The sequence below is a fragment of the Gordonia hongkongensis genome, assembly GCF_023078355.1.
Classification (GTDB): Bacteria; Actinomycetota; Actinomycetes; order Mycobacteriales; family Mycobacteriaceae; genus Gordonia; species Gordonia hongkongensis.
In genome coordinates, this window is sequence record NZ_CP095552.1 from 1,647,337 (window position 1) to 1,669,241 (window position 21,905).

Genomic DNA, 21,905 nt, shown 5'->3' on the forward strand with positions numbered 1-21,905 from the left:
TCAGTACACCATTCGACGACATCGAGAAGGGGAGTCCGCATGATCCACGCACGCGGTTTGGTCCAGGTGTTCAGCACCGGGAAGGGAAAGAAAAAGCGCGAGGTGAGGGCCGTCGACGGCGTCGACCTCGACATCGCCGAGGGGGAGGTGGTCGGGTTCCTCGGGCCCAACGGCGCGGGCAAGACCACCACGCTGCGCATGCTGACGACCCTCCTGCGGCCGACGGCGGGAACCGCAACGGTCAACGGCTACGACGTCGTGGCCGACCCGGTCTCGGTCCGCCGCAGCATCGGTTACGTCTCGCAGGCCGGCGGCACCTTCAGCCAGGCCCAGGCCGGCGATGAGATCGTCGATCACGGCATGCTCTACGGGCTGTCCCGGGCCGAGGCGACCCGCCGCGGCCACGCCTTGTTCTCCCAGCTCCAGCTCGACGGCCTGTGGGAACGCCAGCCCAAGAACATGTCCGGCGGGCAGAAACGGCGACTCGACATCGTGATGGGATTGGTCCACGAACCGTCCCTGGTCTTTCTCGACGAGCCGACCACCGGGCTCGACCCGCAGGCGAGGGCCAATCTCTGGGACCACATCCGGCGCCTGCGCACCGAACGCGGCGCGACGGTCTTCCTGACGACGCACTACCTCGACGAGGCCGACGAACTGTCCGATCGGATCATGATCATCGACAACGGCCGGATCGTCGCCGCGGACACCGCCGACAACCTCAAGGCGCAGGTGTCCGGCGACCTGGTGGCACTCGAGGTCGCCGACTCCGCGGCCGTGTCCACCGCCGCGGAGAAACTGGCCTCGGTCACCGGTGGCCGCGCGGACGACCGGATCGAGATCGACGGCCGGCACGTCCGGAGCCGGGTGCCGCGGGCGGGCCGGGCCGTCCCCGGACTGCTGCGTGACCTCGACGCCGCGGGCATCACCCTCGACTCCATCGAGGTCATCCGCCCGACCCTCGACGACGTCTTCCTCACCCTCACCGGTCGGTCGCTGCGTGACGCCGAGACCGAGCGGGGCAACGAGATCCATTCGGAAACAACCGATTCGACGAACGCCGACGCCCAGTCGGCCGAACTCCGTCAGCAGGGAGCCAACCGATGACCACGTTCCTCCGCGAGAGCACCATCGTGTTCCGCCGACAGATCCGCATGAACCTGCGCAACCCGGCCTGGGTCCTCATCGGGGTGATGCAACCGGTCCTCTACCTCGTCCTCTTCGGGCCGCTGCTGAAGCCCCTCGTCGCGCAGTTCCCGGGCGGCGCCGACAATCCGTACACGTTCCTGGTCCCCGGTCTGCTCGTGCAGCTCGGTCTGTTCGGCGCGTTGTTCGCCGGATTCAGCCTGATCGGGGAATGGCGCGAGGGTGTGATCGAGGCCGAACGGGTGACCCCGGCCAGCCGCACCGCCCTGCTCACCGGTCGACTCATGCGCGACATGCTGCAACTTCTCGTGCAGGCGCTGATCCTGGTGGTGCTGGGCTATCTGATGGGCATGCGCGGTTCGGTGATCGGCGTGATCCTCGGCATCATCATCACGATGCTGATCGGTGGCGCGTGCGCCGCGGCGTCGAACGCCCTGGCGCTGACCACCAAGAGCGAGGATGTGATGGCGCCGCTCATCAACATGGTGATGATGCCGGTCCTGTTGCTGTCGGGCATCCTGCTTCCGATGACCCTCGGGCCGTCATGGCTTCAGAGTCTCAGCGACTTCATGCCGTTCCGGTGGATCGTCGACGCGGTGCGCGACACCTTCTCCGGCGACCTCGCCAGTGCTCAGGTCCTCTGGGGCGTCCTCGCGTCGCTCATCCTGGCCGGACTCGGAACCCTGTGGGGCACTTCGGTGTTCCGCAAGGAGAACGCCTGAGGCGCGAGCCCGCCCCCTGCTCCCTGAGGAGCGAGCTTGCGAGCGTCACGAAGGGTCCTGGTGAGATTCGTCGCCAAGCCCTTCGTGGCTCGTCGCTAACGCTCCTCGCACCTCAGGGAGCAATGGCTATGTCGTTCCTTCGGATTAAGGGGGCGGGGGTCAGTCGAAACTGGTGATCGCGGGGGCCGGGGGAAGGCTGACGACCGCGCCCGCGTAGCTCAGGCCGGCGCCGAAGCCGAGGAGCAGCGCGGTCTGTCCGCCCCTGGCCTTGCCGGTGGCGAGCATCTCCTCCATGGCGAGCGGGATGGAGGCCGCCGAGGTGTTCCCGGTGTTCTCGATGTCGTTCGCCATCGGCAGGTCGTCGGGGAAGCCGAGGTTCTTCTTCATCAGGTCGTTGATGCGGGCGTTGGCCTGGTGGGGCACGAAGACCTCGATGTCCTCCACGCCGACGCCGGAGGTCTCCAGCACGGTGGCGAGGGCCCGGGGCAGGGTGACGGCCGCCCAGCGGAACACCTTCGGTCCCGCCATCGTCACCACCATGCGACCGACCGGGTCGGTCTCGGGGTCCTTGTCCTGGTAGGCCTGCGCGCGGTCCATGTACTCGGGGATGTCCCAGTTCTGGCCGATCGCCTTGGCGTTCTCGCCGTCGCTGCCCCAGACGGTCGGAGAGATGCCGTTGTCCTCACTCGGCCCGACGACCACGGCCCCGGCTCCGTCGCCGAAGATGAACGCGGTGTTGCGGTCGGTGGGATCCATGACCACCGACATGGTCTCGACGCCGACGAGCAGGACGTACTCGGCGCTGCCGGCGCGGACGGTGTCGGCGGCGACGCCGAGTCCGTAGCCGAAGCCGCCGCAGCCGGCGGCGACGTCGTAGGCGGGGATGCCGTTGAGCCCGATGTCGGAGGCGACGATCGGGCCACCGTGCGGGATCTTGGTCTTCCAACTGTTGGTGGCGAGAATCAGCGCACCGATCTTCTCCTTCGCCACCCCGGAGTTCGCGATGGCCCGCTCGGCGGCCGCGGCGGCCATCGAACGCGCCGACTCGTCGCCGCTGATCCATCGGCGGTTGCGGATACCGCTCCGCTCGAAGATCCACTCGTCGGAGGAATCGAGGACCTGGCAGACCTCGTCGTTGCTGACCAGGCGTCGCGGACGGTAGGCGCCGATGCCGAGCATCGAGACGTTCTGGTGTCCGGTCTTCACCGAGAGGTTGACCACTGTTGCCGATCCCTTCGCATTGCCCGCCGCAGCGATTCTACGGCCGCGCGGCCGCCGAATTCGGTGTCCTCACCAGGCGTGCACGGTGTTCTGCGCGGACTCCAGATCCTGTCCGAGCAATAGTTCGACGGCGTCGCAACCGTTGGCGATGAGGAGTTCGACCTCGCTCCGAGCCGAGGACGGAAACGGTTTCAACACGAAATCGGCGGGATCCTGCCGGCCGGGTGGCCGGCCGATGCCGATGCGCACGCGCAGATAGTCGCGCGTACCGAGTGCCTGACTGAGCGACCGCAGCCCGTTGTGGCCGCCCTCGCCGCCGCCCCGTTTGAGACGGACGGCGCCGAAGTCGATGTCGAGTTCGTCGTGGACGACGATCAGGTCGTCAGTCGTGACCGAGTAGAACTTGGCGAGCGGGCCGATCTGACGGCCGGACTCGTTCATGTAGGTGCGGGGTTTGGCCACGAGTACCGACTGGCCGCCGAGGCGTACCTCGGCGACCTCGGCGCCGGACTTCTTGTGCACCTTCCAGCGCTCGCCGGCCGAGGCGACGAGGCCGTCGGCGACCATCGCGCCGACGTTGTGCCTCGTCTTCTCGTACTTGGACCCGGGGTTGCCGAGTCCGACAATGAGTTTCACCACTTACGCAGTTTCACCACCCGAGCCGGGCAGTCCGGGGTCGGATTACTCCGACTCCTCGGCGGCTTCCTCGGTCGCCTCGCCCTCGGCGTCGCCTTCGGCCGCGGCGTCTGCCGAGCCGTCGGCGTCGGACTCGGTGGCGGCGAGCTGCGCCTCGGTGACCGACACGATGAGGGTCTCGGGATCGGCGGTGAGGGTCACACCCTCGGGCAGGTCCAGATCAGAGGCGTGCACGGACAGGCCGATCTCGGCACCCTCCACGCTGACGACGATCTGCTCGGGGATCGACAGGGCGTCGGCCTCGACCTCGACGACGCTGGCGTCCTGGACGACGAGGGTGCCCGGGGCGGCGTCGCCCTCGACGATGATCGCGATCTCGACGGTGACCTTCTCGCCACGACGGACGATCAGCAGATCGGCGTGCTCGATGTAGTTGCGGATCGGGTGGACGTCGACCTGCTTGGTCAGTGCGAGCTGGCTGCTGCCCTCGATGTCGAGGTCGATGACGGCGTTGAGGCCGCTGTTACGCAGGATGGCGGCGAACTCGCGGGCCGGGAGGTGCAGGTGCTGCGGGTCGGTGCCGTGGCCGTACAGCACGGCGGGGACCTTGCCCTCGCGACGCGCGCGGCGGGCTGCGCCCTTGCCCTTCTCGGTACGTGTGCTGACGGACAGCTTGCTGGTCTGGGTGGCCATGACGGTCTCCTCGCGATCGGTGGGTACGTTCTGTCGGCGTCGCGACGAGCAACACCGGGCACGAGCTCCGACCGCGGGCATCCACCTGCCCCGAGGGCGTGAGGAGTACTGCGATGGCCGCGCCGATCACGGTGACTGGGTCACCCTCGCCGAGACAACGGCGACCAGAGTAGTCGATGACCAGCCGGGATGTCACATCGCCCGCTACCGACGCCGCGCTCGGGGATACTGGTCTGCCATGACCTCACAGACGCCGATCGAGATCGTGACGACCCTGCTGACCGAGTTCGCGCGGGGCGATGTCCCCGCAGCACTGGAGACCATCGACGACGACATCGCCTACACGAACGTCTCGCTGCCGACGATCCGCGGCAAGCGAAAGGTGGCCGGTGTCCTGGGCGGGGTGGCGCGCAAGGACTCGGTGGGATTCAACTACCGGATGATCAACGTGTCCGCCGACGACACCGGCGTGGTGCTGACCGAGCGCGTCGACGAACTCCGGTTCGGGCGGCTGCATCTCCAGTTCTGGGTCTGCGGCCGGTTCGAGGTACGGGAGGGCCGGATCACGGTGTGGCGCGACTACTTCGACTACTTCGACATGACCAAGGCGCTCGCGCGGGGCGTCGCGGCACTGGCCGTGCCGTCGGTGCAGCGGCCGCTGCCCGCGCCGGCCCTGTCGGCCTGACCTGAGCGCTGCCGCGCCTCGGAGTCAGAGGATCTCGTCGAGCTTCTCGATCGGCCGGGGGATGCGAGTGCCCTTGTCGGTCACCACGATCGGACGTTCGACGAGGATCGGGTGCTCGACCATGGCGTCGAGGATCTGCTCGTCGGTGGCCGATGCGAGATCGAGCTCCTTGTAGAGGGCCTCGCGTTTGCGGACGGCCTGCGCAGGTGTGATCCCGGCGTCGGCGAACAGTTCGACGAGTTGTTCGCGGCTGTACGGCTCGTCGAGATACTTCACGACTGCCGGCTCGATCCCGGCGTCGCGCAGGGCCTGCAACGCCTTCCGCGAGGTCGAACACTTCGGGTTGTGATAGATCGTCGCGTCCACGGGTGACACGGTACTCGGCGGATCTCCGCCTGCTTCCTGAGGAGCGCGAATCCCCCCGCTTCCTGAGGAGCGTCAATCCCTCTGCTCCCTGAGGTGTGAGGAGCGCAAGCGACGAGCCTCGAAGGGCGGGCAACTCGTGCTACGGAGCCCTTCGAGGCTCGCTTCGCTCGCACCTCAGGGAGCGGGGGCGGTCAGGCGATGCCGTCGAAAAGGCTTGTGACAGAACCGTTCTCGAAGACCTCGCGGATCGTCTGCGCGAGCAGCGGTGCGATGGAGAGGACGGTGAGGTTCTCGAAGCGCTTCTCGGCCGGGATCGGCAGGGTGTCGGTGGCGATGACCTCCTTGGCGCCGCAGGACGCGAGACGCTCGGCCGCGGGATCGGAGAACACGCCGTGAGTGGTGGCGATGATGACGTCGCCCGCGCCGGCGTCCTTGAGGACCCGCACGGCGCCGGCGATGGTGCCGCCGGTGTCGATCATGTCGTCGATGAGGATGCAGGTGCGTCCCTCGACCTCGCCCACCACGCGATTGGACTTGACCTGGTTGGGCACGAGCGGGTCACGCGTCTTGTGGATGAACGCCAGCGGCGCGCCACCGAGGGTGTCGGCCCACTTCTCGGCGACACGCACGCGACCGGAGTCGGGGGAGACCACGGCGATGTTGTCGGTGCCGTACTTGCCCCGGATGTACTCGGCGAGCTGTCCCTGAGCGTGCATGTGATCGACAGGGCCGTCGAAGAAGCCCTGGATCTGGTCGGTGTGCAGGTCGACGGTGATGATCCGGTCGGCGCCCGCGGTCTTGAGCAGATCGGCGATGAGGCGGGCCGAGATCGGCTCACGTCCGCGGTGCTTCTTGTCCTGGCGGGCGTAGGGGTAGAACGGCAGGATCACGCTGATGCGCTTCGCCGAGCCGCGCTTGAGGGCGTCGATCATGATGAGCGCCTCCATGACCCACTGGTTCAGCGGGTACGGGCAGCTCTGCAGGACGAAGGCGTCCGAACCGCGGACCGAGTCCTCGAAACGAACGAACAGTTCGCCGTTGGCGAAGTCGCGGGCGGTCTGCGGGGTGACCTTGATGCCCAGTTCATCGGCGACTGCTTCGGCGAGTTCGGGATGGGCACGACCAGAGAACAGCATCAGGTTCTTCTGGTTGTCAGTGGTCCAGGTCATGAAAACTCTTCTGTTCGTGTTGTTTCGGATCTGCAGGGTCGAGCGCGGGTCGGGGTGTCAGGCCGTCCCGGGGTTCTTGTCGCGTGCCTCGAGGGCCGCGCGCGCCGCCGCGGTGTCGGGCCGCTTGCGCACGACCCAGTCCTCGATGACGCGTTGTTCGCCTGCCGAGACCGCGAGGGCTCCCGGCGGTACATCTTGCCGCACCACGGTTCCGGCGCCGGTGTATGCCCCGTCGCCGACGCTGACCGGCGCGACGAACATGTTGTCCGAGCCGGTGCGGCAGTGGTCGCCGATCACGGTGCGGTGCTTGGCAACCCCGTCGTAGTTGACGAAGACGCTCGACGCGCCGATGTTGGAGTGCTCGCCGATGGTGGCGTCGCCGACGTAGGTGAGGTGCGGGATCTTGGACCCGGCACCGATGGTCGCGTTCTTGGTCTCGACGAAGGTGCCGATCTTGCCCGCGTCTCCGAGGGCCGTGCCCGGTCGCAGGTAGGCGAAGGGCCCGACGGTGGCCTCGGCGCCGATGACCGCGTCACTGCCGTGCGTGCGGATCACCTGCGCGCCGCGTCCGACGGTGACGTCGGTGAGAGTGGTGTCGGGTCCGATCACGGCGTCGGCGGCGATGTGCGTGCGCCCGTGCAGCTGTGTGCCGGGCGCGATGTGCGCGTCGGGCTCGATGGTGACGTCGGTGTCGATCCAGGTGGTGGCGGGGTCGACGACGGTCACCCCGTCGAGCTGATGACGACGGATGATGCGGCGGTTGAGTTCGGCGCCCAGGGCGGCGAGTTGGGCACGGTCGTTGCAGCCGGCCACGAGCACCGGATCGGCGACGGTGTGTCCGCGGACGGCCCGCCCCTCGCCGCGGGCGATCTCGACGATGTCGGTGAGGTAGTACTCGCCCTGCACGTTGTCCGTCGACAGCTTCGACAACCCGTCGCGCAGCGCAGCGGCGTCGAAGGCGTACACGCCGGCGTTGACCTCGGTGATCGCGCGCTGCTCCGGGGAGGCGTCCTTGTGTTCGACGATCGCGGTGACGGCGTCCCCGTCGCGGATGATGCGTCCGTATCCGGTCGGGTCGTCGGCGACGAAGCTCGTCAGCGTGACCGCGGCCCCGCCGTCGGCGAGATGGGTGTCGATGAGCGCGCGGAGGGTGTCGGCGTCGAGGAGGGGGACGTCGGCAGCGGTGACGACGACGGTGCCGTCGAAGTCGTCGGGGAGTCCGCCGAGGCCCACCCGGGCGGCATCACCGGTCCCGCGGGGCGCGTCCTGTTCGGCGATCCCGATCACGACGCCGAGGCCTGCCCCGATCTCGCCGATGGCAGCCGAGACCCGTTCGCGTTCGTGGCTGACGACGGCGATGAGATGCTCGGGGTCGATGCCCGCGGTCCCGTGGAGCGCGTGGCCGACGAGCGAGCGGCCGCCGATGGTGTGCAGGATCTTCGGGGTCTTGGACTTCATACGGGTACCGGCACCCGCGGCCAGGACGATCACGGCGACGGACGGCGACGTTCCCGTCATCGAATGCCCACCCTCTTCCTGATCGGTGACTGCCACGATCATGTCTGTCCGACGGCGCCGGCGGGGGTCGCTGACCGGGTTCGCGGTCGCACGTCGGGTGCGATCCTACGCATCGGTACCCGATGGCAGAAATGCAGCGCGCTGTTTGTGGCGAAACCTCGCGACCGGGCCTGATAGAACACATAGGGACCGCAACGCCGAGCGATCAATCGGTAGATCATTGCCGTTGTCGCTGACGGAACAGGGTGGGTGCGGGGGAACCAACCATGCGCGCCGGAGTTGTCCGGCTCGCGAAACGACCACACGGAGGTAGTGAATGAGCACGCAGAAGACGGCGATCGTCACCGGGGCCGCACGGGGGATCGGCGCGGCCGTGGCCAAGCGTCTGGCCGACGACGGACTGGCGGTGGCCGTCCTGGATCTCGACGCCGACGCCTGCGCCGACACCGTCAAGGCCATCACCGACGGCGGTGGCAAGGCCATCGCGGTGGGTGCCGACGTCGCCGACGAGGCCTCGGTGAACGCCGCGGTCGAGAAGGTCGTCGCCGAACTCGGCAAGCCGACGGTGGTCGTCAACAACGCGGGCATCACCCGTGACAACCTCCTGTTCAAGATGACTGTCGACGACTGGGACGCGGTCATGGCGGTTCACCTTCGCGGCGCGTTCAACGTCACCAAGGCTGCTCAGAAGTACATGGTCGAGGCGGAGTGGGGACGCATCGTGAACCTGTCGAGCACCTCGGCCCTGGGCAACCGCGGCCAGGTCAACTACTCGGCGGCGAAGGCGGGCATGCAGGGATTCACCAAGACCCTCGCGATCGAGCTCGGCCGGTTCGGCGTGACCGCCAACGCCATCGCACCCGGATTCATCGAGACCGAGATGACCGCGGCGACCGCCGAGCGCGTCGGTGTGCCCTTCGAGGACTTCAAGCGCGCCGCAGCGGGCCAGATCCCGGTCAACCGTGTCGGTGTGCCCGAGGACATCGCGCACACCGCGTCGTTCTTCATCAGTGAGGGTGCGGGCTTCGTGTCCGGCCAGGTCGTCTATGTGGCCGGCGGCCCCAAGGACTGATCGGTCTCAGGCCTCGTTTCGACGACGCGATCCCGACCGGAGGCGCGTCGTCGAAACGAGGTCGCGCCGACGTGAGTGCCGCGGTGCTGTGGCACAATCGTCAGCGCAGTGATCCGCCATGGTGTAATCGGCAACACTCCTGATTTTGGTTCAGGCATTCTAGGTTCGAGTCCTGGTGGCGGAGCTCATGAGTCGAGGCGCGCTGGAGCCGTCCTGAGGTGCCCGGCAAGCGACGGGGTCCTGACGAGCCTCAGCCCGTCGGATGCGCCAGCCCCAGATTGTCCCGCAGCGTGGTGCCCTCGTAGTCGGTGCGATACACGCCGAGTTCTTGCAGGACCGGCACCACCTCGTCGACGAACCGGTCGAGCCCGCCGGGCACGATGTGGGGCACGAGGATGAAGCCGTCCGCGACGTCGGCCTGCACGAAGTCGTTGATCGTGTGCGCGACGGTCAGCGGCGAGCCGACGAATGACTGGCGGCCGGTGACCTCGATGATGAGTTCACGCGTCGTCAGGTTCTTCGCCTCGGCGAGGTCGCGCCACTCGCGGGCGACGGCGACCGGGTCGCGGTGCATACGCACGCTCGCTCGTCCCTTCGCGACCGTGTTCTCGCCCGGGACCGGATCCTCCTGCGGGAGCGGGCCGTCGGGGTCGTGGGCGGAGAGATCGCGGTTCCACAACTGCTCCAAGAACTTGATCGCAGTCTGCCCGCTGACCTGCTGCAGGCGCACCTCGTGGGCGAGTTCGGCGGCCTGCGCGTCGGTGTCGCCGACGACGAACGTGGCGGCGGGCAGCACCAGGAGTTCCTCGGGACGCCGGCCGTGGGAGGCGAGCCGCCGCTTGACGTCGGCGTAGAAGGCTCGGCCCGCGTCGTAGGTGGCGTGCCGGGAGAAGATGGCGTCGGCGGTCGCGGCCGCGAACTCCCGTCCCTCATCGGAGTCCCCGGCCTGGAAGATGACCGGCCTACCCTGCGGCGGACGAGGGGTCGGAAAGTGCCCGTGGATGTCGAATTGCGAACTCGTGACGTCGAATTCGCCGGCATCCTCACGAGCCAGGAATCGGCCGCTCGAGGTGTCGGCGAGCACGTCATCGTCGCGCCACGAGTCCCACAGCGTCGCCGCGGCGGTGAGGAATTCCTTGGCGCGTGCATAGCGCTGGTCCTCGGGCAGATAGCCCCCGCGACGGAAGTTCTCGCCGGTGAACTCGTCCCACGAGGTCACCACATTCCAGGCCGCGCGTCCGGCGGACAGATGGTCGAGGGTGGCGAATTGCCGTGCGACGTCGACGGGTTCGTTGAAGGTCGAGTTGATGGTGCCGGTCAGGCCGAGGTGGGTGGTCACCGCGGCCAGGGCGGACAGGACGGTGAACGTGTCCGGTCGCCCGACCACGTCGAGGTCGTAGATCAGCCCGTTCTGCTCGCGGAGTCGCAGGCCTTCGGCGAGGAAGAAGAAGTCGAACTTCCCGCGCTCGGCGGTCTGGGCGAGATGGACGAATGAGTCGAACTCTATCTGGCTGCCCGACGCCGGGTCGCTCCACACCGTGGTGTTGTTGACCCCGGGGAAGTGTGCGGCGAGATGCACCTGCTTGGTCATGCGACACCGGCCTTTGCAGTGGCGAATCGGTTGGACGGGCGGTCGAGGCCGAGGTGTCCGCGCAGCGTCGACTCGGTGTATCCGGAACGAAAGAGGTTGCGGCGTTGCAGTTCCGGTACGAGCCCTTGCGTGATCGCGCGTAGGTCCTCGGACAAGGCGGCCGGGTGCAGCCGGATACCGCTGATTCCCGCCACCGCCGCCCAGCGTTCGATCTCGTCGGCGAGTCCGGTCGGTGTACCGGTGAACGCAGCACTGTCGGGTGTGAACGGTTCACCGGCCCAGTCGTCCAGTTGAGCCCGACGCCCTTCCGCCTCCTCGTCCGACGCGGCCAGCACCACGGACAGGTCGACGAACAACAGTGCGGGATCGTCGATCTCACGACCGGCGTCCGAATGGGCGGCACCCACGGCGTCCACCGCGCGCACGGCGTCGTCGACATCGCGGGGGCTGATGAACCCGACATCGGCACCCCGCCCGATCACCTGTAGGTCGGTGGGATGTGCGCCGGTCGCGGCGACGACCGGCCGCCCCTGCGGCGGGCGCGGGGTGATGGCGGGGCCCCGCACCGAGAAATGGTCCCCGGCGAAGTCGATGTAGTGCAGCTTGTCTCGGTCGATGAAGCGGCCGGTCGCGACGTCGCGGATCTCGGCGTCGTCCTCCCACGAATCCCAGAGCAGTCCGAGCACGGTCGCGAAGTCGAGGGCCTCGGACGCGAGATCGGCGAGCACCGCCGGATCGTCGGGAAATCGTCGTCGGCCGAACAGCGCGGCCTCGTCCGGGTCCGCGGTCGTACGCAGGAGGACCCCGGCGCGACCCCGACTCACATAGTCGAGGGTCGCGATCGCCTTCGAGACGTGGAACGGCTCGGTGTGGGTGGCGGTCGCCGTCGGGATCAGCCCGATCGAACGGGTCGTGGGAGCGAGACGGGAGGCGAGTAGTACCGAATCGAGTCCTCCCGTCGCCCGGTCGGTGCGGGGATGCCCGCGATGCAGGGCGAAGGTATCCGCGAGGGTGACGAAGTCCAGGAGCCCGGCTTCGGCCTCGCCGACCAGTTGCTGCCAGTGCGCCGCTGTCGTGAGCGCGTTTGCCCGGGCCCCGGGCGCACGCCACGCACCCGGATGCGACCCGCAACCGTCCAGCGCCACGGCGACGCGTACGTGTTCGGTCATCGAGTCTCCCCTCGAGTCGTGTCGTCGATGTGTGTCTCCGTCTCGAACAGAGGCGGCATGACACGGGATTCCAGGACCAGGCCATCGGATCGGCGTGGGCCTAACCCTTCCGATGTCCCGCCGATGCCGCTTCGCTGATCAGGATGAGGTGTGTTCGGCACAGGACTCGAGACGGTCGGGGAGCGGTATGACGGGAGATAAACCCATACCGCTGTCCGTGCTCGACCTCGCGCCGGTCACGGAGGGGAGTGACGCGGCGACGGCGGTGCGCCGCAGCGTTGCCTTGGCCCGGCACGCCGAACGTCTGGGATATCACCGCTTCTGGCTCGCCGAGCATCACTTCGTGGCAGTGGCCAGCTCGTCGACGACCACGCTCATCGGACTCATCGCCGGCGCGACCGAGTCCATCCGCGTGGGATCGGCGGCGGTCCAGAGTGGCCTGCACACCCCGGTGTCGATCGTGGAGGCCTTCGGGACCATCGACGCGCTTCACCCCGGCCGACTGGACCTGGGTCTCGGTCGTTCCGCGCAGCGTCGCACCGAGTTGGCGACCGCCGACCGGAGATCCGCACCCCGCGAGCCCGCACCCCGACAGCCCGACGAGGTCGTCGACGGCCTGCTCATTCCGTCGCCGTTCCCCGTCGAGTCGATCCTGAACGCACCGCGGGTCGTCGCCGCGTTCGCGGCCTCGCAGTTCGACGGTGCGTCGCCGCCGGACTTCGACGACGCCGTCGGTGATGTCCTGGCGCTCCTGACGGGCGGGTTCAGTCACCGCGACGTCGAACTGACCGCGGTGCCGGGGCGGGGCGCTGACGTGGCGGTCTGGATCTTCGGGAGCAGCAAGGGGCAGAGTGCCCAGACCGCAGGTGCGCGCGGGTTGCCGTTCGTCGCCAATTATCACGTCAGCCCGAGCACGGTCCTGGAGGCCGTCGAGGCGTACCGAAGTGCGTTCCGGCCGTCGCCGGTCCTGGCCGAGCCGTATGTGGTCGTCTCCGCGGATGTCGTTGTCGCCGCGGATGAATCGACGGCACGGCACCGTGCATCCACCTACGGACACTGGGTGTACGGCATCCGTAGCGGAGCCGGCGCGCAACCGTACCCGAACCCTGACACGTCGCGTCCGCTCGACGATGACGCGCTCCCGCTGGTCGACGATCGCGTGCGCACCCAGTTCGTCGGCGACCCCGACACCGTGGTGGACGGGCTGCGCACACTCGCGCGGGTGACCGGCGCCGACGAGCTGCTCGTCACCAGCGTCACCCACGACTTCGACCATCGGCTGGCGTCGCATGAGTTGCTGGCGGCCGCATGGGGATTGCGAGGGAAGTGAGATGACCGGCTACGCGGCAGAGGGTTTCGGACGACGCGCCGGTGTGCGGTCGTCGTTGAGGGCCCTGTTCACCGGCATCCGGCGTCGCGTCGACGTGGACCTTCTCGCCGTGTGTGCGGCGCTGCATCCGGAGGCACCGCCCCTGGGTCTCCCGCTGGAGTCAGCAAGAACGGTCGGCCGCGAAAAGGTCTCATAACCGGGTCCCGGTGGCACCATGAGGTTCTCCGGTGACGACGGTCGTCGCCGACGAGCAGCCACGAGGACGCCCACCATGTACGAGACCCCGGATGAACTACACGAACTGCAGACCCTTCTCGACGCGTCCCTGTCCCGATCGACAGATCATCTGCGGTCCATCATCAGCAGCGAGAACACGGTCGACGCACCGCAATTGGTTGACATCCTGACGGGCATGCGTGTTCTCGCGCTCTCGACCGTGACCGCGGCGGGCGAGCCGAGGATCAGCGCCGTCGACGGGCATTTCCTCCACGGGAAGTGGATCTTCGGCACGGCGCGCACAGCTGCGAAGGCTCGGCACCTCGCCGCCCGTCCGGCCGCCAGCGCGGCTCACATCCAGGGCGAGGAACTCGGGGTGTTCACGCACGGGACGGTCGAGATCCTCAACCCGCTCGACGGCGACCGCGCCGATGACTGGCCCGAGTTGGTGGCCCACTTCAAGAAGATCTACGGCGATGATGCGTTCGACTGGGACGTCGAGGTCATCTACTTTCGCCTGCACCCGCATTGGATGACGGTCTACGCACCGAGCCAGTCTCATTGACTGTGAGTCGACGGTCAGTCGACCGGGACGATGAAGCCTTCTTTCACGAGCCAGTCGTAGGCGACGTCGGAGGGGTCGGCACCATCGATGTCGATGAGTCCGTTGAGTTCCTGCATGAGCTCGTCGGTGAGTTTCGCCGACACCGGAGCCATGAGTTCGGCGATCTCCGGGTTCGCGTCGTTGACGCCGGTGCTCACCACGAGGCAGCCGCTGTAGGGCAGGAAGAACTTTTTGTCGTCTTCCAGGACGACCAGGTCGAGGTTCTTGATCCGGCCGTCGGTGGAGTAGACCATGCCGAAGTTGCAGGGTTCGCTCCGTGCGGTCGAGGTGTAGACGACGCCGGAGTCCATGGTCGTCACGTTGCTCTTGGGCACGCCGCCGGGGGCGTCGAGCGGGATGCCGTAGGCCTCCAGCATGGGGATGAAACCGTCCGCGCGCGAGAGGAACTCGTCGTTGATGCAGAACGTCCGCTCGGATTCGGGCAGCTTCGCGATGTCGGACATCTTGGTGACGTTCAACCGTTCGGCCGTCGGTGCCGAGGCGGCGAAGGCGTAGGTGTTGTTGAACGACGAAGGCGGTAGCCACTCGACACCGTTGGCGCGTTCGGCGTCACGGACGCGCTCGTACAGCTGCTGCGGATCCGCGATGGTCTCCGTCTCACCGAGATAGGTCTGCCAGGCGGTGCCCGTGTACTCCCACACGATGTCGGCGTCACCGTTGAGAACCGCTTGCCGCGAGGACATCGATCCCGGTGCGTTGGTGAGGTCGTCGACGTCGGCCCCGGCCGCTGCCAGATAGGTCGCGGTGATCTTGCCGAGCAGGACCTGTTCGGTGAAGTTCTTCGACGTCACGGCCACCGACGTGCCCTCCAGCGGACGTTCGCCGCCGGGAAGGGAAGCGGGACGGAAGGTTCCGGACGAACTCACCAGACCACACGCCGACAGCGTCATCACGAGGGCCGCCGACGCGGCCAGGATTGCGAGTGCCCGGGAGCGCAGCGAGCGGGCCGACTGCGACCGTGTCATCATGCGATCCCCCGAGGTGTCGCGACGAGTTCGACGAGGCGGCCGAGCCAGTCGATCGTCATGGCGAGCAGGGCGACCAGGATCGCGCCCGAGACCAGCAGCTTGGGCAGGAACAGCGTGATGCCGGTGGTGATGAGCGTGCCCAGGCTGTTCGCGCCGATGAACGTGCTGAGGGTGGCGGTGCCGACCAGGATCACCAGTGCGGTCCGCACCCCGTTGAGGATGACGGGTACGGCGAGCGGGAGTTCGACCTGGACGAGGGTGCGGACGGCGGACAGGCCGATGCCCCGGGATGCCTCGACGGTCCGTTGATCGACCTGACGCAGTCCGACGATGGTGTTCTGCAGGATCGGGAGTACCGCGTAGACGACCAGGCCGACGACGGCGGTGTTGAAACCGGTGCCGAGCCAGAAGGTGAACAGCACCAGCAGACCGATCGCCGGCGCCGCCTGCCCGATGTTGGCGATGTTCACCGCGATCGGGTTCAGCCACCGGAGCGACGGTCGGGTGAGTGCGATACCCAGTGGGATCGCGATCACGACGACGATGACGGTGGCGACGAGAGTCAGCTGGATGTGATCGAGGATGGTGGTGCGCAGCGCGGCCCATGACATCGACGCGCTCTCGGTGGTGGTGAACGTGGTGTTCGCGTACCAGATGGCGAAACCCACGCCGACGACCACGATCACGAGCGGTTCGAACCACACGTCGATGGGGATACGGGAGAGCCGTCGTCGAAAGCCGCTCGGGACCGACTCCGGGGCAGGCGGTTTCGCGGTCTCGGTGATCCTCGCCTCTTCGGCGATGAAACCCGTCACCGCTCGGCGCTCGTCTCGGGCGTGCCCACCGGCGCTGTCGCGGAACCGGCGCCTGCGGCCGGTTCCAGGCCGGGCTCGTCGTCGGCCGCGACGACCGGGGTCTCGACGGGAGCCGAACCCTCGGCGTGGTCGAGATAGCCGCCGTGGTCGTCGTCTTCCCGCACCGTCGCGAGCTGACCGCGGATCGCTTCCATCACCGAGGCGATGTTCAGCGCACCGACGACCGCGCCGCGTCCGTCGGTGACGAGCACGCCACCCTGGCTCGTCGCGAGCATCGAGTCGAGAGCGTCGTTCAGCGTCGAGGACTTGGCGACGACCGGGAGGCGATGGTCGAGGTAGTCGGAGACCTCCGGCTTGGCGCGGATCTCCTCGACCGACGGCCATGCGCGTGGGCGGCCGTGTTGGTCGACGACGGCGACCCAGTCCTCGCCGGCCGCCTTGGCGCGGGTCACCACGGCACCGGACGGTTCTCCGACCCGGGCGGTGAGCACCTCTTTGAAGTCGACATCGCGGACGCGGGTGAGGGTCAGGTGGGCGAGAGTCGCGCCCGATCCCACGAACTCCTCGACGAACGGGCTCGCCGGATTGGCCAGGATCTCCTCCGGCGGCGCGAACTGTTCGATGTGACCGCCCTCGGAGAGGATCAACACCTTGTCGCCGAGTTTCGTCGCCTCCTCGAAGTCGTGGGTGACGATGACGATGGTCTTGGCCAGCTCGTGCTGGATCGCGATCAGCTTGTCCTGCAGGCGTGTTCGGGTGATCGGATCGACGGCGCCGAACGGCTCGTCCATCAGCAGCACCGGGGGATCGGCGGCGAGGGCGCGTGCGACGCCGACCCGCTGCTGCTGGCCGCCGGACATGTCCTTGGGGAGCCGGTCGGCGAAGGTCGCGGCGTCGAGTCCGACGAGGTCGAGCAGGTACTCGGTGCGCTCGGCGATACGTTTCTTGTCCCAGTTGAGGATTCGCGGGATGGCGCCGATGTTCTTGCTCACCGACCAGTGCGGGAAGAGTCCGCCGGACTGGATGACGTAGCCGATGGACTGCCGCAGCTTGTCCGGGTTCTCCGCGGTGACATCGCGTCCACCGATGTAGATGCGACCCTCGGTGGGTTCGATGAGGCGGTTGATCATCTTCAGCGTCGTCGTCTTGCCACATCCGGACGGGCCGACGAAGGCGACGATGTCACCGGCGTCGATCTCCAGGTCGAGACGGGCGACGGCCGGCGTGGTGGCTCCGCGGTAACGTTTGGCCACGCCGTCGAGCCGGATGGACTCGCCGGTGACGTTGCGGTTGTTGCCGTTCGGCGCGGACGAGGTGGCGGAGTCGGTCATGAGAGTCCCTTGGAGATGGTGAGTCGGCCGAGCAGAACCAGGAGAGCGTCGAAGACGAGGGCGATGATGACGATCAGGATCGTTCCGGCGAGCGCCATTTCGAGTGCATTGGCACCACCGAGGCGGGAAAGCCCGTTGAAGATCAGCGATCCCAGGCCGGGGCCGAGGACGTAGGCGACGATCGCGGCGACACCGACGATCATCTGGGTCGACACGCGGATGCCGGTCAGGATCACCGGCCAGGCGATCGGCAACTCGACGGTGAGCAGGATGCGCCATCTCGAAAGCCCGATGCCGCGGGCGGATTCGACCACGGCCGGCGGCACGGACCGTAGGCCGACGACCGCGTTGCCGATCACCGGCAGCGTGGCGAAGAAGGCCAGCATCAGAAACGACGGCGTCACACCGAGTCCGAACGGCACGATCAACAGGGCCAGGAGGGCAAGCGACGGAATGGTCAGCGCCACACGGCTCGACGTCAGCGTCAGCGCGCTGGCGAGCGGGAGGCGATAGACCACGGCGGCGATGAGGATCGCCACGGCCGTACCCACGAGCACTGTCTGAAATGACAGCGAGGCGTGTTGATAGGTCAGAAAAGTGAGTGATCGGGCGTTCTCGCTGAGGTAATCCCACAATTGCACTGTCGGTGTCCCATCCCCGGTGTCCCACCCCCGGTGTCTGCGTCGACATTACGCAGAGTTGAACGAGACTGCCGACATTTGGACCGATCCAGTGTGACTTTCACGCGGCGTGGGTCGATCTCCGCTCGACGCGGTGCCATCCTGGATGGGTGAGTGAGACTGCGCTGACCAGCTCGGAGGTCGGACCCGACGACGATCGGGCCCACCTGGCCGAGGCCGTGCGTTCCTGGACGCGCATCGTCGCCTGGGTGCTGAGTGTCGGCGGGGCCATCGGCTTCGTCGCGGCGTTCGTGCTGACCGTGGAACGATTCGAACTGGCCGCCGACCCCGACTACGTGCCGTCCTGCAACTTCAATCCGGTGCTGAGCTGCGGTTCGGTGATGGCGCAGCCGCAGGCGGCGCTCTTCGGGTTCCCCAATCCGCTGCTCGGGATCGCCGGTTTCGCGGTCGCGATCACCACCGGGATGGCCTTGCTGGCCGGGGCGCGCCTCGCCGGCTGGTACTGGGCGGGGCTACAGGTCGGGGTCACCGCGGCGATGGTCTTCATCGGGTGGCTGGTCTATTCGAGCCTCTATTCGATCGGGGCGCTGTGTCCCTACTGCATGGTCGTCTGGGCGGTCACACTGCCGATCTTCGTCCTGGTCAGCGTGCGCAACGCGCACGCGAGCGGGCTCACCTCGCGGTCCCGTGTCGCGCTCGCCCTGGCCCGCAACCACGCGCCCATCCTCGTCGCGGCGGTCGGCCTCGTGATCGTGCTGATCGCGGTGCGGTTCTGGTCGTACTGGTCCAGCCTGTACTGAACCCGACCTCGCGCGACCGCTCGGAATCTCCCGAGATGCACCACTACGCTGGGCCCATGGCTATCGGGCGTCCATCGGAGGGTTCGGCGGAGGTGCAGCGCGCGCCGCGGGCGCGGATGACCGGCGCGCAACGGCGATTGCAGCTCATCGAGGTGGCGCGCGGACTGTTCGCCGAACGAGGTTTCGAGGGCACGTCGATCGAAGAGATCGCGCAGCGTGCCGGTGTCTCGAAACCGATCGTCTACGAGCACTTCGGCGGCAAAGAAGGTCTGTACGCGGTGGTCGTCGACCGTGAGATGGAGACCCTGCTGGAGATGGTGACCTCGTCGCTGTCGAAGAACCGCTCGCTCTATCGCATCCAGCAGGTCGCACTCGCGCTGCTGACGTACATGGAGGAGCGCACCGACGGCTTCCGCATCCTGGTCCGCGGCGACAGCACCGCGAGCACGGACGAGACGGCGACCTACTCGAGTCTCCTGAACGACGCGATCAGTCAGGTCGAGCACATCCTGGCCGGGGACTTCGAACGACGCGGCTTCGATCCCGCCCTCGCACCGCTCTACGCCCAGGCGCTCGTCGGGATGGTGTCGGTGACGGCGCAGTGGTGGCTCGACGTCCGCGAACCGTCGAAGGAGGTCGTGGCGGCGCACCTGGTCAACCTGTGCTGGAACGGGCTCACCCGACTCGAACCCGATCCCGAACTCGTCGGGCCCGACTACGTCGAATCGCGCAAGCGGACCACCGTCGACGACGCCTGACCGGGGGCCGCTCGCGACCCGGCCCACACCCGACCCGAGGTGCCCGGCACGGGGCCCGGACCGCGTCTATTGTTGATTCACTCTGCGTCCCCCGGCCGGAAGGATCAACCGATGTCGACCCCGCACGGCGCCGGCCGGCCGGCCGTCGCATCCCGCTGAGGCGCCGCGCGTGGAGACCGTCGGCATCTACCTGGTCGTCATCTTCGCGTGCGGGTTCCTCGCACGTGTGGCCCGCCTGCCGACCCTCGTCGGCTACCTCGCCGCCGGGTTCATCCTGCACGCACCGGGAATCGACGAACTGCCGATCATCGACACGATGGCCGAACTGGGCGTCACGATCCTGCTGTTCACCATCGGGCTCAAGCTCGACGTGCGGATGCTGCTCCGGCGCGAGGTCGTCATCACCACGGCGGCGAACCTGCTCGTCATCCTCGGTCTCACAATGGGTTTCCTCGGCGTCCTGGGTGCCATCGGGGTGCGGCTGCTCGCCGGCGAGGGCTGGGAGACGGTGGCGCTGTTGGGATTTGCGCTGTCCTTCTCGAGCACGGTGTTCGTCGTCCAGGTACTCGACGAGCGGTCGGAGTCGCATTCCCTCTACGGCCGGATCGCCATCGGCGTCCTCGTGCTGCAGGACATCGTCGCCGTCGTCTATCTGACCGCCATGCAGGGCGAGCCGCCGAGCCCCTGGGCGCTGGCCCTGGTGTTGCTGATCCCCGGCGCGTGGATCGTCCGCCGGTTGTGGAACACCCTCGGCCACGGCGAGTTGCAGACGTTGTTCGGGATCGTCATGGCGCTCGTGCCCGGCTACTGGCTCTTCGAATCCGTGGGTGTCAAGGGTGATTTTGGCGCGATGATCATCGGCGTCCTCCTCGCTTCTCACCCCCGTGCGGGGGAGCTGTCGCGGACGTTGTTCGGTTTGCGTGAGCTGCTGCTGGTCGGGTTCTTCGTGTCGATCGGGCTGCACGTCACGCCGACGACCGAGACCGTGCTGCTCGGTCTGCTCCTGCTCATCCTGCTGCCGCTCGAGGGAGCGGTGTACACGCTGGTCCTCTCGCTGTTCGGCCTGCGTCGCCGGACGTCGATCCTCACCGGACTCGCTCTGGCCAACTTCTCGGAATTCGGGCTCATCGTGATCGCGACCGGTGTGGGGGCAGGCATCATCGGCGAGGACTGGCTGGTGGTGACATCGGTCGCGGTGGCGGGGAGCTTCGTGTTCTCCACCCTCGTCAACCGTCGCGGCACGGGCCTGGTGACCCGGCTCTCGGCGTTCGTCCCGACTACGGCCGCCGCCCGGGCGCACCCCGACGACGCGCCGATCGTCCTGGCACCGGCGCGCGTTCTCGTCCTCGGGATGGGTCGCGTCGGCCACTCGGTCTACGACCGGCTGGTCGACGAATACGGCCTACCCGTGATCGGCGTGGAGAACGACCCGCTCAAGGCGAGCGAACTGGCCGAGCAGGGTGTCCGGGTACTCGACGCCGACGCCACCGAGACCGACTTCTGGGACCGGGCCGTCGGCGTCGGCGAGCTCGAACTGCTCGTCCTGGCCATGCCCTTCCACGGCTCGAATCTCGTGGCTCTCGAACGGATCGAGGAGCTCGGCGTCACCGGGACCATCGCCGTCGTCGCGCAGTACGACGACGAACGCGACGAGTTACTCCAGCGAGGGGCCGACGTGGCGTTCCACATCTACGAGGGCACCGGCGTCGGACTGGCCGACGCGGCCGCCGAGGCCGCGGGTCTGGAACGCTGAGCGACGGTTCACCCCGACCCGGTGGCCAGGCCGGTCAGCTGCCCGCGCCGAGAGTGTCGTCCCCGTTCCAGAGGTCCTTCTGCATGTAGACGCAGTCGATCCACTGCTCGGCCTTGTGACCGATGGCGCGCAGGCGACCCACCTCGTCGAATCCGAACCGCCGGTGCAGAGCGATCGAGCCCTCACCCCCGGTCGCGGCGATGACCGCGACGATCTGGCGGACGTTGTCCGGGTCGGCGCGGGCGAGCAGCGCGGACATCAACGCGGTGCCGATCCCGCGCCCCCCGTGACCGGGCCGCACGTAGATCGAGTCCTCGGTCGACAGGTCGTACGCGGGCATCGTCCGGAACGTCCCCAGGTAGGCGTATCCGACGACGTGCTCGACCCCGTCGTCGACCGCGCAGGCCACCACGAACGGCCGGCCCGCAGCGGTGATCGCGGCGTGCTTGGCATGCCACTGCGAGACCGACGGAACCAGGTAGTCGAAGGTCGCGACGGTGTGCTGCACGTAGTGTGCGTAGATGTCCGCGACGGCCTCGCAATCGTCGATCGTCGCGTCTGACACGCGGATCGGGGGCGAGGTCGCGCCGGAGGTGCGGTCGCTCATGCCGATGAGGGTAGGGCAGGGGCGCCGACGGCGAGAACTCCGTCGGGACGAGTGCGCCGACCGGGCAGGGCGG

23 protein-coding genes and 1 tRNA gene are annotated in these 21,905 nt (G+C 67.8%); 11 read left to right on the forward strand and 13 right to left on the reverse strand.

The features are described from left to right. Positions 1 to 39: 39 nt before the first annotated feature. Positions 40 to 1,107 (forward strand): ATP-binding cassette domain-containing protein, encoded by a 1,068-nt coding sequence (locus tag MVF96_RS07460; RefSeq protein ID WP_247451795.1) that lies wholly within the window; start codon positions 40 to 42, stop codon positions 1,105 to 1,107. Then, the gene (locus MVF96_RS07465) at positions 1,104 to 1,868 is read left to right on the forward strand and encodes an ABC transporter permease (RefSeq protein WP_058250851.1); all 765 of its coding nucleotides are present in this window, start codon (positions 1,104 to 1,106) and stop codon (positions 1,866 to 1,868) included. The genes MVF96_RS07460 and MVF96_RS07465 overlap by 4 nt, the downstream gene beginning before the upstream one ends. Positions 1,869 to 2,027: 159 nt before the next feature. On the opposite strand, the gene MVF96_RS07470 is transcribed toward MVF96_RS07465, so the two are convergent. The 3 genes from MVF96_RS07470 to MVF96_RS07480 all read right to left on the reverse strand — a co-directional run bounded on the left by MVF96_RS07470 (position 2,028) and on the right by MVF96_RS07480 (position 4,418). Continuing rightward, the gene (locus MVF96_RS07470; protein WP_247452077.1) at positions 2,028 to 3,047 is read right to left on the reverse strand and encodes a beta-ketoacyl-ACP synthase 3; all 1,020 of its coding nucleotides are present in this window, start codon (positions 3,045 to 3,047) and stop codon (positions 2,028 to 2,030) included. 111 nt (positions 3,048 to 3,158) lie between these two features. Continuing rightward, positions 3,159 to 3,725 carry an aminoacyl-tRNA hydrolase gene (pth, locus tag MVF96_RS07475; protein ID WP_058250849.1) on the reverse strand — a complete coding sequence of 189 codons (567 nt, stop codon included), beginning with the start codon at positions 3,723 to 3,725 and terminating at the stop codon, positions 3,159 to 3,161. 45 nt (positions 3,726 to 3,770) lie between these two features. Next, entirely contained in the window at positions 3,771 to 4,418 is a 648-nt protein-coding gene (locus MVF96_RS07480) for a 50S ribosomal protein L25/general stress protein Ctc (RefSeq protein WP_137808845.1), read from the reverse strand. Between the two features lie 238 nt (positions 4,419 to 4,656). Here MVF96_RS07480 and MVF96_RS07485 point away from each other — a divergent pair, with 238 nt between their 5' ends. Next, on the forward strand, positions 4,657 to 5,103 hold the full coding sequence (locus tag MVF96_RS07485; protein ID WP_247451796.1) for a limonene-1,2-epoxide hydrolase family protein: 447 nt from the start codon (positions 4,657 to 4,659) through the stop codon (positions 5,101 to 5,103). A 24-nt stretch (positions 5,104 to 5,127) separates the two neighbouring features. Here the strand turns inward: MVF96_RS07485 and arsC are convergent, their stop codons facing one another. From arsC to glmU, 3 genes are all read right to left on the reverse strand, one after another. After that, positions 5,128 to 5,469 (reverse strand): arsenate reductase (glutaredoxin), encoded by a 342-nt coding sequence (arsC, locus tag MVF96_RS07490; protein ID WP_137808843.1) that lies wholly within the window; start codon positions 5,467 to 5,469, stop codon positions 5,128 to 5,130. 191 nt (positions 5,470 to 5,660) lie between these two features. Continuing rightward, a complete protein-coding gene (locus tag MVF96_RS07495; protein ID WP_004022643.1) occupies positions 5,661 to 6,638 on the reverse strand; it encodes a ribose-phosphate diphosphokinase in 978 nt (325 codons plus the stop codon). 57 nt (positions 6,639 to 6,695) lie between these two features. Beyond that, the gene (gene glmU / locus MVF96_RS07500; protein WP_068971934.1) at positions 6,696 to 8,156 is read right to left on the reverse strand and encodes a bifunctional UDP-N-acetylglucosamine diphosphorylase/glucosamine-1-phosphate N-acetyltransferase GlmU; all 1,461 of its coding nucleotides are present in this window, start codon (positions 8,154 to 8,156) and stop codon (positions 6,696 to 6,698) included. A gap of 316 nt (positions 8,157 to 8,472) precedes the next feature. On the opposite strand from glmU, the gene fabG reads away from it, so the two are divergent. Both fabG and MVF96_RS07510 read left to right on the forward strand, forming a co-directional pair. Then, positions 8,473 to 9,228, forward strand: a complete 756-nt coding sequence (gene fabG, locus MVF96_RS07505) for a 3-oxoacyl-ACP reductase FabG (protein WP_101819216.1) — start codon at positions 8,473 to 8,475, stop codon at positions 9,226 to 9,228. 112 nt (positions 9,229 to 9,340) lie between these two features. Beyond that, positions 9,341 to 9,412 (forward strand) — tRNA-Gln (locus MVF96_RS07510). A 66-nt stretch (positions 9,413 to 9,478) separates the two neighbouring features. Here the strand turns inward: MVF96_RS07510 and MVF96_RS07515 are convergent. Both MVF96_RS07515 and MVF96_RS07520 read right to left on the reverse strand, forming a co-directional pair. Beyond that, complete coding sequence (locus tag MVF96_RS07515; RefSeq protein WP_247451797.1) at positions 9,479 to 10,819, reverse strand: NtaA/DmoA family FMN-dependent monooxygenase; 1,341 nt, start codon at positions 10,817 to 10,819, stop codon at positions 9,479 to 9,481. After that, complete coding sequence (locus tag MVF96_RS07520) at positions 10,816 to 11,988, reverse strand: LLM class flavin-dependent oxidoreductase (protein WP_247451798.1); 1,173 nt, start codon at positions 11,986 to 11,988, stop codon at positions 10,816 to 10,818. The genes MVF96_RS07515 and MVF96_RS07520 overlap by 4 nt, the downstream gene beginning before the upstream one ends. A gap of 187 nt (positions 11,989 to 12,175) precedes the next feature. On the opposite strand from MVF96_RS07520, the gene MVF96_RS07525 reads away from it, so the two are divergent. The 3 genes from MVF96_RS07525 (at position 12,176) to MVF96_RS07535 (ending at position 14,099) form a co-directional block, all read left to right on the forward strand. Beyond that, on the forward strand, positions 12,176 to 13,318 hold the full coding sequence (locus tag MVF96_RS07525) for an LLM class flavin-dependent oxidoreductase (RefSeq protein ID WP_247451799.1): 1,143 nt from the start codon (positions 12,176 to 12,178) through the stop codon (positions 13,316 to 13,318). 1 nt (position 13,319) lies between these two features. After that, complete coding sequence (locus MVF96_RS07530) at positions 13,320 to 13,514, forward strand: hypothetical protein (RefSeq protein WP_247451800.1); 195 nt, start codon at positions 13,320 to 13,322, stop codon at positions 13,512 to 13,514. Between the two features lie 75 nt (positions 13,515 to 13,589). Then, positions 13,590 to 14,099, forward strand: a complete 510-nt coding sequence (locus tag MVF96_RS07535) for a pyridoxamine 5'-phosphate oxidase family protein (RefSeq protein WP_068971917.1) — start codon at positions 13,590 to 13,592, stop codon at positions 14,097 to 14,099. A gap of 14 nt (positions 14,100 to 14,113) precedes the next feature. Here MVF96_RS07535 and MVF96_RS07540 read toward each other — a convergent pair whose 3' ends face one another. The 4 genes from MVF96_RS07540 to MVF96_RS07555 form a co-directional block, all read right to left on the reverse strand. After that, a complete protein-coding gene (locus tag MVF96_RS07540) occupies positions 14,114 to 15,049 on the reverse strand; it encodes a glycine betaine ABC transporter substrate-binding protein (protein WP_418930440.1) in 936 nt (311 codons plus the stop codon). Between the two features lie 74 nt (positions 15,050 to 15,123). Beyond that, the gene (locus tag MVF96_RS07545) at positions 15,124 to 15,942 is read right to left on the reverse strand and encodes an ABC transporter permease (protein WP_068971916.1); all 819 of its coding nucleotides are present in this window, start codon (positions 15,940 to 15,942) and stop codon (positions 15,124 to 15,126) included. Next, positions 15,939 to 17,273: an ATP-binding cassette domain-containing protein gene (locus tag MVF96_RS07550; protein ID WP_247451802.1), complete on the reverse strand. Its 1,335-nt coding sequence runs from the start codon at positions 17,271 to 17,273 to the stop codon at positions 15,939 to 15,941. The genes MVF96_RS07545 and MVF96_RS07550 overlap by 4 nt, the downstream gene beginning before the upstream one ends. After that, on the reverse strand, positions 17,270 to 17,914 hold the full coding sequence (locus MVF96_RS07555) for an ABC transporter permease (RefSeq protein WP_058250824.1): 645 nt from the start codon (positions 17,912 to 17,914) through the stop codon (positions 17,270 to 17,272). Before MVF96_RS07555 ends, MVF96_RS07550 begins: the two co-directional genes overlap by 4 nt. Positions 17,915 to 18,063: 149 nt before the next feature. On the opposite strand from MVF96_RS07555, the gene MVF96_RS07560 reads away from it, so the two are divergent. The 3 genes from MVF96_RS07560 to MVF96_RS07570 all read left to right on the forward strand — a co-directional run bounded on the left by MVF96_RS07560 (position 18,064) and on the right by MVF96_RS07570 (position 21,225). Then, entirely contained in the window at positions 18,064 to 18,714 is a 651-nt protein-coding gene (locus tag MVF96_RS07560; RefSeq protein ID WP_247451803.1) for a vitamin K epoxide reductase family protein, read from the forward strand. Positions 18,715 to 18,770: 56 nt separating this feature from the next. Further along, positions 18,771 to 19,472 (forward strand): TetR/AcrR family transcriptional regulator, encoded by a 702-nt coding sequence (locus MVF96_RS07565; RefSeq protein ID WP_068971913.1) that lies wholly within the window; start codon positions 18,771 to 18,773, stop codon positions 19,470 to 19,472. 169 nt (positions 19,473 to 19,641) lie between these two features. Continuing rightward, entirely contained in the window at positions 19,642 to 21,225 is a 1,584-nt protein-coding gene (locus MVF96_RS07570) for a cation:proton antiporter family protein (RefSeq protein ID WP_159370414.1), read from the forward strand. A 34-nt stretch (positions 21,226 to 21,259) separates the two neighbouring features. Here the strand turns inward: MVF96_RS07570 and MVF96_RS07575 are convergent, their stop codons facing one another. Then, positions 21,260 to 21,832, reverse strand: coding sequence for a GNAT family N-acetyltransferase (locus MVF96_RS07575; RefSeq protein ID WP_247451804.1), 573 nt, complete (start codon positions 21,830 to 21,832; stop codon positions 21,260 to 21,262). Positions 21,833 to 21,905: the final 73 nt, after the last annotated feature.